Source organism: Chitinophaga sp. SYP-B3965 (genome assembly GCF_009647655.1).
Lineage (GTDB): Bacteria > Bacteroidota > Bacteroidia > Chitinophagales > Chitinophagaceae > Chitinophaga.
The window spans coordinates 37,024-53,917 of the sequence record NZ_WJFD01000009.1; the positions used below are offsets into that span (position 1 = coordinate 37,024).

General features: G+C 43.5%; 11 protein-coding genes. 5 read left to right on the forward strand and 6 right to left on the reverse strand.

Annotation, left to right across the window (positions count from 1 at the left end):
- The first annotated feature begins 29 nt into the window (after positions 1–29).
- Positions 30–3,401 (forward strand): transcription-repair coupling factor, encoded by a 3,372-nt coding sequence (mfd, locus tag GFS24_RS28450; protein WP_153665838.1) that lies wholly within the window; start codon positions 30–32, stop codon positions 3,399–3,401.
- 152 nt (positions 3,402–3,553) lie between these two features.
- On the forward strand, positions 3,554–4,276 hold the full coding sequence (locus GFS24_RS28455) for an SIMPL domain-containing protein (RefSeq protein ID WP_153665840.1): 723 nt from the start codon (positions 3,554–3,556) through the stop codon (positions 4,274–4,276).
- 250 nt (positions 4,277–4,526) lie between these two features.
- Here GFS24_RS28455 and GFS24_RS28460 read toward each other — a convergent pair whose 3' ends face one another.
- Positions 4,527–5,027 carry a hypothetical protein gene (locus GFS24_RS28460; RefSeq protein ID WP_153665842.1) on the reverse strand — a complete coding sequence of 167 codons (501 nt, stop codon included), beginning with the start codon at positions 5,025–5,027 and terminating at the stop codon, positions 4,527–4,529.
- 216 nt (positions 5,028–5,243) lie between these two features.
- On the opposite strand from GFS24_RS28460, the gene GFS24_RS28465 reads away from it, so the two are divergent.
- A complete protein-coding gene (locus GFS24_RS28465; protein ID WP_153665844.1) occupies positions 5,244–5,738 on the forward strand; it encodes a hypothetical protein in 495 nt (164 codons plus the stop codon).
- Positions 5,739–5,766: 28 nt separating this feature from the next.
- Here GFS24_RS28465 and GFS24_RS28470 read toward each other — a convergent pair whose 3' ends face one another.
- The 4 genes from GFS24_RS28470 to GFS24_RS28485 form a co-directional block, all read right to left on the reverse strand.
- Positions 5,767–6,816 carry a YhcG family protein gene (locus tag GFS24_RS28470; protein WP_153665846.1) on the reverse strand — a complete coding sequence of 350 codons (1,050 nt, stop codon included), beginning with the start codon at positions 6,814–6,816 and terminating at the stop codon, positions 5,767–5,769.
- Positions 6,817–7,129: 313 nt separating this feature from the next.
- The gene (locus GFS24_RS28475; RefSeq protein WP_153665848.1) at positions 7,130–7,354 is read right to left on the reverse strand and encodes a hypothetical protein; all 225 of its coding nucleotides are present in this window, start codon (positions 7,352–7,354) and stop codon (positions 7,130–7,132) included.
- Between the two features lie 114 nt (positions 7,355–7,468).
- Positions 7,469–9,448: a DNA topoisomerase (ATP-hydrolyzing) subunit B gene (gene gyrB / locus GFS24_RS28480; protein WP_153665850.1), complete on the reverse strand. Its 1,980-nt coding sequence runs from the start codon at positions 9,446–9,448 to the stop codon at positions 7,469–7,471.
- 144 nt (positions 9,449–9,592) lie between these two features.
- Complete coding sequence (locus GFS24_RS28485; RefSeq protein ID WP_153665852.1) at positions 9,593–11,275, reverse strand: hypothetical protein; 1,683 nt, start codon at positions 11,273–11,275, stop codon at positions 9,593–9,595.
- Between the two features lie 104 nt (positions 11,276–11,379).
- On the opposite strand from GFS24_RS28485, the gene GFS24_RS28490 reads away from it, so the two are divergent.
- Entirely contained in the window at positions 11,380–12,306 is a 927-nt protein-coding gene (locus tag GFS24_RS28490) for an AraC family transcriptional regulator (protein WP_153665854.1), read from the forward strand.
- Between the two features lie 544 nt (positions 12,307–12,850).
- On the opposite strand, the gene GFS24_RS28495 is transcribed toward GFS24_RS28490, so the two are convergent.
- Complete coding sequence (locus tag GFS24_RS28495; RefSeq protein WP_153665856.1) at positions 12,851–13,324, reverse strand: PepSY-like domain-containing protein; 474 nt, start codon at positions 13,322–13,324, stop codon at positions 12,851–12,853.
- Between the two features lie 239 nt (positions 13,325–13,563).
- Between GFS24_RS28495 and ileS the strand changes: the two genes are divergently transcribed.
- Entirely contained in the window at positions 13,564–16,890 is a 3,327-nt protein-coding gene (gene ileS / locus GFS24_RS28500; RefSeq protein WP_153665859.1) for an isoleucine--tRNA ligase, read from the forward strand.
- Positions 16,891–16,894: the final 4 nt, after the last annotated feature.

A 16,894-nucleotide genomic window follows, 5' to 3' on the forward strand; every position in this document is an offset into this window, starting at 1 on the left:
AGGCAAAAAGCCTTATCTTTGCCATCTTCATGAATTTGCAGGGTGTTTTACAGTTATACGAGCGAGATTCCCGCCTGAAATCACTGGCGGCCGGGATCCTATTGCCCCGCCCCGGATATTTTCACCTCACGGGTCTTTCCGGCAGCGCCGCCACTTTTGTTGGCGCCACCGTTTGGAACAGTGCAGACGTGAATCACCTGTTCATCCTCAACGATAAAGAAGAAGCCGCTTATTTCCATAATGATCTGGAACAGCTCACACAAGCGCTGGACCTTTTCTACTTCCCCGATTCTTTCAAAAAAACAGGTCAGTTCCAGGAATTCAACAGCAGTCATAGTATGCTTCGTACAGAAGCGCTGATGAAACTCACCGGTCAGCATGTTCATAAAAAGATCCTCGTCACTTATCCGGAAGCACTCTTTGAAAAAGTAGCAGGTAACACTGCCTACAACGCCAACATGATCCATGTGAAAGTAGGCGAAACACTCAAAGTAGATGAGCTGTTACAGAAACTGGTGGCATGGGGATTTGAACATTCCGATTTTGTATATGGCCCCGGCCAGTATGCAGTGAGAGGTGGCATCCTGGATATTTATTCTTTCGGGAATGAAAAACCTTACCGTTTTGAATTGTTTGGCGAAGAGGTGGATTCCATCCGCCTGTTTGATCCGGAAACCCAGCTCAGCGAAAGAAAGCTGAACCAGGTAACGCTGATCGCCAACATGGATACACGCGCCGTCACCCACACTAAAATGGGCTTACCGGAATTCCTGCCGGAAAACACCGTAGTATGGATCAAAGACCCTGCTTACGTACAAGGCGTGATCAACCAGATGGAACAACGTTTGGAGGATTGGTTGCGAACCGGCCAGAAAGTAAAAGTAGGAGAAGAGGAAGAACTGCTGTTAGGCGAAGAAGATTTCGTAAAAGGCGATGTAATGATGGAACAGCTGTTAAAGCGTCCATGTATTGTATTCGGTTCTCATTTCAATTTTGAAAAAGTTCCTGCTGCCGTTCAATCCATTGCTTTCAACACAACACAACAACCCGTATTCAACCGCCAGTTTGATCTGCTGATCAAAGACCTGGCTAAACATAATGCTAATAGATCAGCCCTCTTCATCTTTGCAGAAAACCCTCGCCAGTTAGAGCGGTTAAGAAGTATTTTCGAAGACCTGAAAGCAGATTTCAGCTTCTCTCCTGTACCCGTTGCCATCAGCGCCGGCTTTATCGATAACGATCTGAAAGTAGTGTGTTACACAGATCACCAGATCTTCCAGCGGTACCACAAATTCAAGGTGAAACAGGCTTACAACAAGAACAAAGCCATTACCCTGAAAACCCTGAGAGAGTTGCAGTCCGGCGATTTCGTGACACACATCGATCACGGCGTAGGTATGTACAGCGGATTACAGAAGATCGAAGTAAATGGAAAGATGCAGGAGGCCATCCGCATCATCTACAAGAATAACGATCTCTTGTATGTGAACATCAACTCACTCCATAAGATCAGCAAATACACCGGCAAAGAAGGTGTTTCTCCCAAAGTAAATAAACTCGGCAGCGATGCATGGGATAAACTGAAAGAGAAAGCTAAAACGCAGGTAAAAGATATCGCGAAAGACCTCATCAAATTATACGCCGCGCGTAAAGCCCAACAGGGATTTTCGCATGCACCTGATACCTATCTGCAAACAGAATTGGAATCTTCATTTATATACGAAGACACACCAGATCAAAGCAAAGCAGTATCAGATGTGAAGCGGGATATGGAATCACCCTCTCCAATGGACAGATTGGTATGTGGCGACGTAGGTTTTGGTAAAACAGAAGTAGCCGTTCGTGCTGCCTGGAAAACAGTAGTGGATGGAAAACAGGCAGCCATACTGGTTCCTACTACTATCCTCGCTTTCCAACACTACAAAACTTTCTCAGAACGGTTAAAAGATTTCCCTTGCACCGTAGATTATATCAATCGTTTTAAATCCGCCAAAGAGAAAAAGGAAACACTGCAAAGACTCGCAGAAGGTAAGATCGATATCATTATCGGCACACATGCCCTGTTAGGAAAAGAAGTGAAGTTCAAAGACCTTGGCGTAATGATTGTAGATGAAGAACAGAAGTTTGGTGTTACTGCAAAGGAAAAACTGAAAACGCTCAAAGTAAACGTAGATACGCTCACCCTCACCGCAACGCCTATCCCAAGAACATTACAGTTCTCCCTGATGGGCGCGCGTGATCTGTCTGTGATCAATACCCCCCCTCCCAATCGCCAGCCAATTGAAACAGAGGTACATGTATTTGACAAAGACCTGATCCGTGATGCGATCTATTACGAAACAGAACGTGGCGGCCAGGTATACTTCATTCATAACCGTGTAAACGGCTTACGTGAAATGGCCGGCCTGATCCAGGAACTTTGTCCCGATCTTTCCATTGCTACCGCACATGGCCAACTGGAAGGACATCAACTGGAACAGGTGATCATGGATTTCATCGATCGCAAATACGATGTGCTGGTATGTACCAATATCGTAGAGAGCGGTGTGGACATTTCCAATGCCAACACCATCATCATCAACAGCGCCAATCATTTTGGTCTCAGTGATCTGCACCAGTTAAGGGGCCGTGTAGGAAGAAGCAATAAAAAAGCATTCTGTTACCTGCTCGCGCCACCCATGAGCACATTACCTGCAGATAGCCGCAAACGTTTACAAACACTGGAACAGCATAGTGAATTAGGCAGTGGTTTCCAGATAGCCATGCGCGACCTGGACATCCGTGGAGCCGGTAATTTATTAGGCGGTGAACAAAGTGGTTTCATTTCAGAGATCGGTTTCGACATGTACACAAAAATTCTGGACGAAGCCATCCGCGAATTAAAACAAACCGACTTCAAAGACCTCTTCAAAGAGCAGCTGGAAGAGAAGAAAGATTTCATCAGCGATTGTACCATCGATACGGATCTGGAGATACTTATTCCCGATTCATATATAGAAAGCATCCAGGAACGTTTAAACTTGTACCAGGAATTAGATAACATCACGCTGGAAAGCAAACTCGTAGAATTCGAAGCAGGGCTCGAAGACCGTTTTGGTCCCGTACCTGCACCTGTAAAAGATCTGTTCACCACCATCCGTACCCGTTGGGAAGCGATAGCGTTAGGTTTTGAAAAGATGATCCTCAAAGAAGAAAAATTACGTTGTTATTTTATAAATAATCCCGATAGCCCGTATTTCGAATCCCCCACTTTCCAGCATATCCTGTCTTATATACAGACGCGCACCAACAATGCAAAACTGAAGCAGGTAGGAAAGAACTTTATGTTAGTAGTAGACCGGATCAAGACCATGGACGATCTGTACAGCTTCCTGAAAAAGATGAGTGACGCCCGTAAGTAACCCTATTGGCATCATCATTGTAACATATGCGGCAGCTGTACGTTACAAGCACATTACCTAACTAAAAACTAAAAGAAAAGTTAAAGCCTGCAAGGGCATATGGAAACACACCAAACCCCTGCATCCTGTACTTGAATTTAAAACTGAAAGCAATGAAAAGATTAACCGTATTATTAATGGGCCTCTTTATGACAGCAACATCCTTTGCACAAACAACGGACAACAAACCCCCGGTGAGAAAGATAGAAGTAACCGGAACAGCCGAGATGGAGATCACACCCGATGAGATCACTATTAACATTACCCTGCGTGAATATTATAAGAACAAAACCAATAAAGTAGGCATTACTACTTTAGAAGCGCAGTTGCAAAAGGCCGTACAAGATGCCGGCATCACCAAAGAGAACTTCACCATTGGTAACGTATTTGGCACCAACTACGAGCAGTGGTGGAAAAAGAAAAAAACTGCAGAAGACTTCCTGGCACGTAAACAATATGTGCTGAAAGTAAATCGTCTGGACAAGATCAATGGTATCCTTGCAGCAGTAGATGAAGAAGGTATCGAAAGCGTGAACATCGCGGCTTTCAATTCCACCAAAATGGAAGAATACCGCAAGCAGGTTAAGGCCAACGCTATGAAAGCAGCGAGAACGAAAGCAACCTATCTGTTGGCTGCCATCGACGAAAATATTGGCAGTGTGATAGAAGTACAGGAGTTCAACAACGATCAGTACAGCGATGTACGTCCTGAAGCCGCTAACATGAGGATGTTTGCAAAAGCAGATGCAGCAGGTGCCGGTGTACCAGATTCAAACATTGATGTAAAAACTATCAAGATCCGCGCAGAGATCAGAGCTGTGTTCGGAATTAAATAAGGCATAGGTATACGTATAAAAGAAAAGGGCTGCCAGTCGTCACTGGTAGCCCTTTTCTTGTCTGTCTAAAACATTGTTTGCCTGCGGCTGAAGACGCGTGGCTTTGCGTTGTTCTACTGTCAATTAAACTTGTCTATTCACTTCTATTTTGCTATTTCTTATAAACTGCGCCCGGCGGAGTTATAAGATTTAGTGTATCAGGTAATAGGTAACAGGGATAAATAGGGTATTATAGGATATGGTAATAAGTTTATTGCATTGGTAATACAGTCACATCAAATTTTCCTTCCGTAATGATCTTAGATTCCGCCAGATTGGTGTCATTAACCAGTTTGCCGGAGAAAGTACCTTTAGCCTTCGTTGCGGAAATAGTTTCCAGTGTAATGGTAGCAATGCCACCATCATTTATATCATCAGCAGAATAAGCTTCAGAAAATCCTGATTTGTACCAGGCGAGATAATTATAAGTGTCCGCAGCTAAAATATAGGTCCCAGGTTTCAGTTGTCTGTCAGGAAACACCACATTTATAGTAATAGCTTGATTATCAGCCCCTAACCCGGAAATGATCAGAAAAGAGTTCCTACTCCCGGTATCATTATAGGTAGCCGTAAGTTGTTTATTGATATCAATAAAGACGTTGTCTATTTTAACGGAGCAGGTTCCTGCCGCCGTATTTTTATCTTTCTCACATGCACTCAGGGCAGCAGTAGCCAGGAGGCCCAGCGCCAGTATGGATTGTTTCAATTTCATAGGATATAAAGCATTACAAAGACAAGTGCAATATAATACACATATATAGATTAAAAAAATATATTATAGATAATTTTTGTTATGCGAGGATTCTTGTGCTGAATGAGAAGTACTAAAGGAGTATAATAGAAGGGCTGAGATAGGGTCTAGATAGGGTTGACATAAAGTACTAATAGGATCAAACAATAAGCATCCTTATACTGTTATACTATTATTATGGCAACAACCACAAACAATGTGCTTCTAAGAGAAGCCCGCGGGACCTTCGGTAAACAAATCGTTTTCAGGCAACGGAACGGAAAAACCGTGATGTGCAACATGCCGAGGCCCTACCCGCCCAAAACCGCCAACCAACTGGCAAACCAGGAGCGGTTTGCGCGGGCCAACGCCTTTGCAAAAGCCGTGATTGCGGATCCTGTTCGAAAGGCAGCCTACCAGGCCAGGGCTACAAAGCCTGGGGTATCTGCGTACCACGTAGCTTTCCAGGAAGCATTTCATGGGGCAGAAATCAAAGAGGTGCGCGTGGAGGAAAAAGTAGTTACTGTGCGCATGCGTAATAATAATGGTGTGAAAGAAGTGCGTGTAGATGATAAACCGGCTGTATTTAATGAACGCTTGCAGGTATGGGAGTATGTTTTGAGTGGGGGAGAGCGGGAGGTAAGGGCTTTTGATAAGATGGGGAGGTGTTGGGTGAGGGGGTTGGATGGGTAACATATCGTATCCCCCCATGTTTGTGAGGTTATTCCAATTGCTTTTTTAGTTCTGCTTTACTTGGAAGATAGAGTTTATATTCTCTTGAATAAATCTGTTTGTTATCCTGTGGAAGTGTAAATTCCACTACTGTTTTGTTATCTTCTTTGCAAAGAATAATACCGATAGTAGGATTTTCATCAGGCGTTTTAATCATTCGATCATAGTAATTGACATACATCTGCATTTGGCCTATATCCTGATGTGTTAATGCTCCGATTTTCAGATCGAATATTACAAATGAGCGTAATAAACGATTGTAGAATACAAGATCTACATAGAAATCTTGCCCTTCAAAGCTAAACCGTCTTTGTCTGCCCTCAAATAAAAAACCTTTTCCTAACTCAAGCATAAAATGTTCAAGTTTATCTATGATAGCTGTTTCAAGATCGTTTTCTGAATAGCGGTGATCTTCCTGCAATTCTAAGAATTCTAATACGTAGGGGTTCTTTATTGCATCAGTGGCCTTCTCAATAATTTGTCCCTTCTTTGTTAACTGCATCACACCATTTTTATCACGACTAAGTGCCAGTCTTTCATATAGGGATGATTGATATTGGCGTCGCAATTCGCGAACAGTCCAATTATTTTGAATAGCTTCTATTTGATAGAATTTACGCTCTTCAATATCTTTTATTTTGAGTAACTGCACGTAATGAGACCAACCAAGCTGTGAAGAGTAATCGGAAATCCGAGACGCTGTCTCGGAAATCAATGAATTTGCACCTTTTTCAGAAATCCGAGACAGTGTCTCGGATTTTCGGTATTGCTGATAAAATAAGCGCATCAACTCCAGATTATCAACTGAATAACCTTTGCCGAATTCCTTTATAAGAGATTCACTTAGATTTTTTAGCACCTCCTTTGCATATTCTGCTCTTTCTTTTCCCTTTTGCTCATTTTCTGTAATTATACGTCCGATTTCAAAGTAGGTGAATACCATGGCAGCATTAATATTGCGCACAATATTCTCCCGTGATTGTTCTATTATAGATTTTATTGAAATAAAAAGACGCTTATCAGTTAGTGCTGACCTCATTTTGAAAAATGTGTTGTTTAAGGATACTTCTCTTGAAATAGTTTCGTATTTTTATAAACCCTTATTCCCGGTTGTCCCTGACTTTGGTCAAACTTCCGGGTTTCGTTTTTAACCCCATTCCTCACACTCAATTCCGCTTTAAGTTTATTAGGAGATAGCCTGTAAGGTTAACACGGCTTATAAGAAATGAGGGCTAACAAACTATCACGAATATAGTTTGTGGTAATCAACACAGAAATAATAATTTGAAAAGCAAATGTTAACGGTGATGATGGAGCGTGTTTTTTGTGCGGGTAAGGTTAACTATATCCAATCAGTTTCTCGGTCTATCATGAAGCGGATCAAGATCAACAGTATCAGAAAAGGCGATTAGTTTTTCATGCAATAATTGATCGAGTTCATAAATGATCGTTTCATCTAACGCGGTAGGAATTGCAGAAGTATATTTTGAAGCACAGTCTGCAACATATTGCACTACCGTCATTTTTCCTTTAGCAGCTATAAATACAATTTGCGGCCAGGGATCAAGGTTGAACATGCATTTAGTTTCTTCGATTAAAATACAAAAATTTAAAAGTGAATATCTGAACATACAAAAAAAATCCCGGCCGCATAACGCAACCGGGACACACAATATTCTCAAAACATTCAATTAAGCATCAATCCTCGCATACTTCGCATGAGATTCAATGAACTCTCTGCGTGGAGGCACCTCATCACCCATCAGCATTGTAAACACCCGATCCGCTTCAAATGCGCTATCAATTGTTACTTGCTTCAGTGTGCGCACTTCAGGATTCATCGTAGTATCCCAAAGCTGCTCGGCATTCATCTCTCCAAGACCTTTATAACGCTGGATCGTAACGCTTTCTTCCTTACCGGCACCTGCCAGTTTGGTAACAGCAGCTTTACGTTGATCATCCGTCCAGGCATAAACAAAGTCTTTACCTTTCTTCACTTGATATAAAGGTGGTTGAGCGAGATACACATATCCTTGTTCCACCATCGCTTTCATATATCTGAAAATGAAAGTGAGGATCAGGGTAGCAATGTGACTTCCATCCACGTCCGCATCCGTCATGATGATCAGCTTGTGATAGCGAAGTTTGCTAAGGTTCAAAGCTTTTTCATCTTCCGGTGTACCGATGGTAACACCCAGCGCAGTGAATATATTCTTGATCTCCTCGTTTTCGTAGATCTTATGTTCCAGTGCTTTCTCCACGTTCAGGATCTTACCACGAAGTGGGAGGATAGCCTGGTTATTACGGTTACGGCCTTGTTTTGCCGTACCACCTGCCGAATCCCCTTCGACGAGGTAGAGTTCACATTTGGTAGGATCGTTATCAGAGCAATCTGCCAGTTTACCGGGCAGGCCGCTACCTGTCATCACACTCTTCCTTTGCACCATCTGGCGCGCTTTACGCGCAGCCTCGCGGGCCTGGGCAGCTAATACTACCTTATTGATGATGATCTTGGCTTCACGCGGATGTTCTTCCAGGAAGTGTTCCAGAACCTGGGCCACTGCACTGTCCACAATACCCATTACATCAGAGTTACCCAGTTTGGTTTTGGTTTGGCCTTCAAACTGTGGCTCCGGAACTTTTACGCTCAGGATACAGCTCAGGCCTTCACGGAAGTCATCACCGGTTACTTCCACTTTTGATTTCTCGAACATTTTGTTCTTGTCACCATAAGATTTGAAGACCCGGGTAATGGCCCTGCGGAAACCCGCAACGTGGGTACCACCTTCAATAGTATTGATATTATTTACGTACGAGAAGATGTTCTCGTGGAAAGAGTCATTATATAATAAGGCCACTTCCACTACTACGTTAGAATTCGGTTCGTGTGTTTCAACAAAGATGGGCTCAGGAATGATGCCATTACGACGACCATTCTTATCCATCAATTGTACGAATTCAACAATACCACCTTCACTATAGAAAACTTCGTTGAAAGAATTACCGTTTTCGTCTTTTTCACGTTCATCGGTCAGCGAAATGCGGATCTTCCTGTTCAGGAAAGACAATTCGCGCAGCCTGCCTGCCAACGTTTCACGGTTGTAGACGAGTTCCGTAAAGATGGTGCCGTCCGGTTTGAAGTGAACCGTTGTACCAGTAAGGTCACTATCTCCGATCTCACGAACGGTATATTGAGGAACACCCATTCTGTACTCCTGTTCAAAGATCTTACCTTCTCTTTGCACAGTAACGTGCAAAGGATCACTCAGGGCGTTCACGCAACTTACACCCACCCCGTGGAGACCACCGGATACCTTGTAAGTATTTTTGTCGAACTTGCCACCGGCATGGAGAACTGTCATTACAACCTCCAGGGCAGAACGTTTCTCTTTAGCGTGAATGCCGGTAGGGATACCCCGCCCGTCATCACTAACCCGGATGGAATTGTCCTCCAGGATCGTTACTTCAATGTTTTTGCAATATCCGGCCAGGGCTTCATCGATAGAGTTATCGACTACTTCATATACAAGGTGGTGTAAACCTTTTACCCCAATATCGCCAATGTACATGGCGGGACGTTTACGTACGGCTTCCAACCCTTCCAATACTTGAATACTACCCGCATCATAGCCATTGCTGGGGGTAGTTGCTTGCGCTAGTTCTTCACTCATATTATTAGCTGAAAATCTTTTTTAAACAAATCAGTAGACAATCATGCAAATGTAAGCAAAATCAGCCTGATTTCCATGAATAATACGGCATTTCTGGAGTAGGTGGATAGTATGTGAATAGCGAAAAATCAGTATGGAAACATATTATTTATTTCTGGCCTCCATGGCAGCCAGCATGTCTGTCCCTACCGTCTCCTTTACACCCGTAAAAATGGTTTTCCAAACCAGGTTGAAGAAGGATTTTTTAGGGTCTCTTTGGAACCGCGGTTTCACGATCCGGACAGCCTCGCCGGGAGAGGGGTTTTCATTTTTAATGACCATAAGGTTGGCCAGCAGGCTCGCCAGCCCTTTTCTCTGATTGCCGTTAGGGTCTTTTTCCTCTTTCAGCATAGAGATCTTCAGATTGGAATACAAGAATTTCAGGGTGCCGCTGGCACTTTTTTCATTCCCCCGGAAGTTGAATTCCAGTTCTTTTATCTGGGCAGACCTGATCTCTACCATGCCCAGGGGTTTTGTAACCGGGTTAAATTCCTTCCCGTCCATATTATTCAATTGCCCTGAAACACCAAAAGCCCCGGAAGCATCTCCCAGGATAAAATCGAAGCTGGCTCTGAGTTTCCCGCTTTTCATCAGGATGGCGTGAAGGTCCGCAGTGCAATGTTTATTCTTGGCTACCAGGGAGTCAACATTAGTGATATGCCGAAAGGTACCCCCAGCCCTGAGGAACTGGATCTTGCCGGTTTCGCCATTTTTAGGGTTCTTTTCTGTATAACTCACATCTACGCCGCTGGCTGTAAGGGTATCTATTTGCAATGGCAGCTTCAGTTTGGCCAATAGCTGGTTGGGGAACTGACCATATTTATCCCCTGGCGGCAGGGGCAGACTCCTGTTCCGGTAAACATTTAATTCCCCTCCATTAATACTGCCTCTTTGTATATAAACTCCCTGCTTTAGTTGGTATAACCGGGGAATACCTTTCAGGTTGATATTCCTGAAAACCAGCTGGAACATGTCTTTTTGCGTTTTGATCTGCTTGTCGAAATCCGCCCGGTTGTATCTTGGTTTCAGTTCTATTTCACCTATATCCATAGCCCGCTCTGCAGCATGGTAGCTGATCTTCTTCACATGCAGCCAGTATAGACTGTCCGGTGTGCGGTGATCCCATTTTTCCAGGTTTATGTCAAAGCTCCTGGCGTATAAAAAGCGCGCAGGGTCATTCTGACTGACAGAATCTATCTGCAGGCCACGAATAATTATATCCAGGTCTTCCAGTTTGGTGATCACCTTGCTGCTGTCTTTCCCAATCTGTGTATAGATCAGTTTGATCTTGTTCAGGGTCAATCTGCTGATACTGAAATGATTGATGTTCTTATTCACTACTTCGTAAAAGCTGCGCTGGTGGGTAGTTGTATCCACACTTCGCTGATCTGAAACGATAATCAGTTCAGGATCAATGATAGTAAATGCGCCGGCATCCACATCTTTATCCAGGAAATACCGCCACAACTTCAGGCGGCTGATCTGTAACCGGCTCATTTTAGCATTGATCAATGCCCCGGGCGCCTTTTGCTGTGCCACAAGCCGCTGGTATACAGCGCTGTCCGGAATTAAGGCTGCATTATGTATAGTGAGGTTGCCATTGAGCAGGTTAAGGTCCAACCGGCCATAGGCAAGTGTATAAAGGCTGTCAGACCCTTCCTGTACATATTGCCGCAGCTCTTTGTCCAGAATTCGCTTCCAGTGCACGCTCAGGTACCACCCCGTTCCAATTACTGCCAGTACTAATATGGCCACTACCGTTATGATGATCTTCCAGATTCTTTTCATTATAAGATGTAGTTACTAAATTTGTACCAATTCCCCTTGTTTGTAACCTGTTTGTCAAACTAATAATATTATAACAACGATTCGTTAGTTTTGTGCTGCAAACGATGAAGGAAGTACACGAAATATTATCACTCGCCATCCCGCAACCGGCCTTAAGCGACCACCTGAAATTGGCGGAAGCTGATACTGTGGCCGTTCCGGACTGCCTGGAATACAACCTCGAACGGTATACATTCGACCGTCCGCTGCCTGTAGAAGATGTGGCGATGGTAGTATACCAACCTGCTAAACGTGGCCAATCCGCCATGATCGAGCTTCGGTATTGTGTGGCCGGAAGTAAATATTGCAAGAACCCTTCCTGTACAGACCAGCTTTGCGCAGAAGGTAAAAAGGAAGACGATTGTAAGGAGAAAATGCCTTCAGTGGACATGATCACCGTTCGTTTTCAACCTGCTTTCATACAATCCCTGCAAAAAGGGAACACTTCCTTCTCTCTCTTTGAACTGCAATCCAAGAAGCCTTTTGTAAAAACCATTCAGCCTTGTACCAAATCCAAAATGGTATTAGAGCAAATGGTACATCATAACTACGAAGGCATCCTTAAAAATATCTTCTTACAAAGTAAAGCCCTGGAGCTGCTATTATTCAGCTCCGATCAGTTCATCCAGAATGATACGGATGAAAGATATGGCTGCCGCTTCCTTACACATATGGAAGACCGGGAGAAGATTGAAAAAGCCCGTAGTATCTTATTGGATCAGTTGGATGCACCTATCACCATCCGGGACCTCGCACGCCGCGTGGCCATGAATGAATGTTACCTGAAGAAAGGTTTTAAAGCCATGTTCGGTACTACCATTTATGATTATTTCCAGAAAGAAAGAATGGAAAAGGCGAAAGGGTTACTCTATGAAAAAGGGCTCTCCGTTTCAGAAGTAGCTATCATGATGGGATATTCCTGTATCTCACATTTCTCTACCGCGTTCAAAAAACATACTGGTCTCAAGCCATGTGAACTTCTGCTGCGCTAGTAGTAATTCTAAAGAAATTTTAAAGACGTATAATTATTCTGCTATAAATCCGCTACAGCGAATAGCTTCACGGCTTCTTCCGCATAAAAAACTTCCACTTCAAAATAGAAAAAACATCGCCCTCTGCAGCGCGGCAAACTCCCATCCTCATTTTTCCCGTTACGATCATTTGTTTTCCCGATTTGAAAAACGCTTTAGAAGAGATTGTTCTTTCTTTGTACAACGAACAATGAATATCTATCCACTGTTCCTCATAAGCTTCCTTATCAGATTTGACCTAAGGACTAGCTTGCAGACGATAGTAAAGCCATTATAAAGCAGGGTAATATCAAACACCACAATGACCTAAGAGTTGCCCTGTGAGTCCGTAAGTTTTTCCTAGTAATTTGCATAAGCCGTTATCTTTCTGATGACGGCTTTTTTTATGATGTAAGCCCAACCGGCGTGTAGTAAAAATGAAAAACCCCGCCCAAAAGAGCAGGGTCTGTCCTATTTATCCCTATACCTATGAAATACTTAATTAATTTCTTTATATGCAATTTCTTTAATCAACAATAGTGCCAGCATCATTCAAAAGTACGGTTTTGGCAGTTCCATTATCGTCAATATTTATTTTATAGTATGATGCCACATCCGCTCTTTCAATCTTCCATCCTTCTTTAACAACTGCAGAAGGATATTTGTTCTTCAAAGTTCCCAAAACTGGTTCAGGCACATTTCCTGCGGGAAATTCACTGCGGGTTGCAATCCAGGTTCCTTCAGCATTATACTCAACTGCAGTTTTTATATTTTCTTTGTTTACGGAAGCAATCCAGTTGCCTGCAGAAGTTTTTAACCACACAGCATCTGTTGTTCCTGCAAATTGTTCATTTTGCTGAAAAGCATCCTTAACATTTGCCGGAGCCTCTATTTTCTTTGCTATTACCTTGGTTTTCTTAGCTGAAGTTTTTTGCTGCTGCGCAAAAGCTATTCCAGAAGTGAAGATAGCAGCGCACATGAATACGGTTACTTTTTTCATAAAAAGATATGGTTTTTACTGCGTTATACTCTTCTAAATCTTAAACCAAAACAATGCCAAAAACGCAAAGTAACTATACTTTATTGTAAATTACTCAAATTTCAGGTCACTTTTTTCATAAAACCGTTATTTTTTATGAATGGTAGGAAATGGAAGGCGCTCTCTGAATCCTCCCTGTATTTTCGTAACTTCGCAGAATTTTATAGCCAAATTAATAGCCCGGAAAGGGGGATTTTTATATGTCCAGTAAATATCGTGAATACAGTCAGCTGAATTTACCACAAATAGAACAGGATATACTGCAAGCATGGGATCAGCAGCAGATCTTCGAAAAAAGTGTCACCAACCGTGATGGGGCCGCGCCGTTTGTTTTTTACGAAGGCCCGCCCAGCGCAAATGGATTACCTGGTATTCACCACGTGATCTCCCGCGCCCTGAAAGATCTCGTATGCCGGTACAAAACAATGCAGGGTTTCCAGGTGAAACGCAAAAGCGGATGGGATACCCATGGTCTTCCTGTTGAATTAGGGGTAGAAAAAGCATTGGGTATCACGAAAGAAGATATTGGTAAAAAAATATCTATTGCAGAGTACAACGACACCTGCCGTAAAGAGGTATTAAAATATAAAGGAGAATGGGAAAACCTGACCCGGAAAATGGGCTATTGGGTAGACCTCCAGAATCCATATGTCACCTTTGACAATAATTATATAGAAAGCCTTTGGTGGTGTTTGCAGGAATTGTATAAAAAAGGATTCCTCTATAAAAGTGTAAGCATCCAGCCCTATTCTCCGGCTGCAGGTACTGGTCTTAGTTCCCACGAACTGAACCAGCCAGGCACCTATAAAGATGTGAAGGATACCACCGTGGTGGCCATGTTTAAAGCCATCGCGTCAGAAAATTCCCAATTTTTATTCGATGCTGCCGGTTCTGAAGAAGTGTTTTTCATGGCCTGGACCACCACGCCCTGGACGCTTCCTTCCAACCTGGGCCTTACCGTAGGCGCCAATATTGAATACCAGTTGGTGAAAACCTTTAACCCATATACCCATTTGCCGATCAATGTGATCCTGGCAAAAGACCTGATGGGCAAGTATTTCAAACCGGAAGGAGAGCATGGCGATTTTGCCGCCTACCAGCCGGACGACAAAATAATCCCCTGGTTTGTACTGGCTTCTTTCAAAGGCAGCCAGCTGGAAAATATCCGCTACGAACAACTGTTGCCTTACGTACAACCGGAAGAAGGTGATCCTTTCCGCGTGCTGCTGGGAGATTTCGTGACCACAGAAGATGGTACCGGTATCGTTCACACCGCACCTGCTTTTGGTGCAGATGACAACAGGGTAGGTAAAAAATATGGTATCGGCATCCTCACCCTGGTAGACAGGCAAGGGAAATTCCTGGATTCCGTAGGAGAATTCGGTGGCCGTTACGTAAAAGATTATAAGAACGAACCAGATTATAAAGATGTTGATATAGACATCGCTGTAAAACTGAAAAAAGAGAACCGCGCTTTCAAAGTAGAAAAATACGAACATACCTACCCACATTGCTGGCGTACAGATAAACCCGTATTATATTATCCGCTGGATGCCTGGTTCATCAAAACTACTGCTGTAAAAGACAGGATGGTGGAACTGAACAAGACCATCAACTGGAAACCCGCTGCTACCGGAACAGGCCGTTTTGGTAACTGGCTGGAAAATATGGTGGATTGGAACCTGAGCCGTAGCAGGTATTGGGGAACCCCTCTGCCGATATGGCGTACAGAAGATGGTACCGAAGAGATCTGCATTGGCAGCATCGCTGAATTAAATGCAGGTATCCGTCTCGCTAATGAAGTATTGGGAGGAGATGTAAACAAACATTACCTGCATGAAGGCATCCTCGATCTGCACAAACCTTATGTGGATGATATCATCCTGGTAAGTTCCACCGGCAAACCCATGCGTCGTGAACCAGATCTGGTGGATGTTTGGTTTGACAGTGGAGCCATGCCCGTAGCCCAATGGCATTATCCTTTCGAGAATAAGGACATGATCGAAAAGGGCCAGGCTTTCCCTGCTGATTTTATTGCTGAAGGTGTGGATCAAACCCGTGGCTGGTTTTACACACTGCATGCCATCAGCGTGATGCTGTTTGACAGCGTGGCTTATAAAACAGTGGTATCCAACGGACTGGTATTAGATAAGAACGGTAACAAAATGAGTAAGCGCGTGGGCAACGTGATCAATCCTTTTGAAACCCTCGATAAATTTGGCGCAGATGCCACCCGCTGGTACCTGATCACCAATGCCTCTCCATGGGATAACATGAAGTTTGACCTGGAAGGTATTAAAGAAGTACAACGGAAACTGTTCGGTACATTATATAATACGTACAACTTCTTTGCGATGTATGCCAACCTGGATAATTTCGGGTTCAAAGAAGCATATATCCCACTGGAGCAACGTCCGGAAATTGACCGCTGGATCATTTCTTCCCTGAATACCCTGGTAAGGCAGGTAACTTCCAGCCTGGAAGATTATGAGCCAACACAAGCCGGTCGTGCTGTACAAGAGTTTGTGGATGAACATCTTAGCAACTGGTACGTACGTCTTTGCCGCCGCCGGTTCTGGAAAGGGGAGTATGAGCATGATAAGATCTGCGCATACCAGACCTTATATGAATGCCTGGAAAAAGTAGCACAGCTGATGGCGCCGGTATCTCCTTTCTTTACAGACTGGCTGTACCGTAACCTGAATGAAGTGAGCGGCAGGCAAAAGGCTGAATCTATCCATCTGACAGATTTTCCCGTGGCAGATGAAGCAGCAATAGATACAGACCTGGAAGAAAGAATGCAATTGGCACAGGATATTTCATCATTGGTATTATCCTTGCGTAAGAAAATGAATATTAAGGTCCGCCAGCCACTTCAGAAGATCCTGATACCTGTGCTGAACCCACATATGAGGGATCAATTGACTTTAGTAGAACATTTGGTGAAAAGCGAAGTGAATGTGAAAAGTATTGAGTACCTTACGGAAACGGAAGGTTTCATCAAGAAAAAGATCAAGCCAAACTTTAAAACCCTGGGCAGTAGAATGGGCGCGAAAATGAAGGCAGTAGCCAACGCGATAAGCTCATTTGCTCAACATGACATTGCCACGTTGGAAAAAGATGGAGAATTTGGCTTAGTTATTGATTCTGAACGAATTCCAATACTATTATCCGATGTCGAGATCATCTCGGAAGATATTCCCGGATGGACGGTAGCAAACAAAGGTGCGCTAACCGTGGCCTTAGATATTACAATTACCCCTGAATTACTGGACGAGGGCAATGCCCGTGAACTAGTTAACCGGATCCAGAAGATACGGAAAGACAGCGGTTTTGAGTTGACTGACCGAATTTCGGTAAAAGTGGCAGACGTAGAGAGTTTGAAAACGGCGATAATAAACTTTAATGACTATATTTGCACGGAAATTTTGGCAGATAGTTTGGATGTAGTGCCGCAATTACAGGAGGGCATTGAAGTAGAGGTTAACGATCTTAAGTTCAACGTATTAGTTAACAAAAAAAGCTAATCCC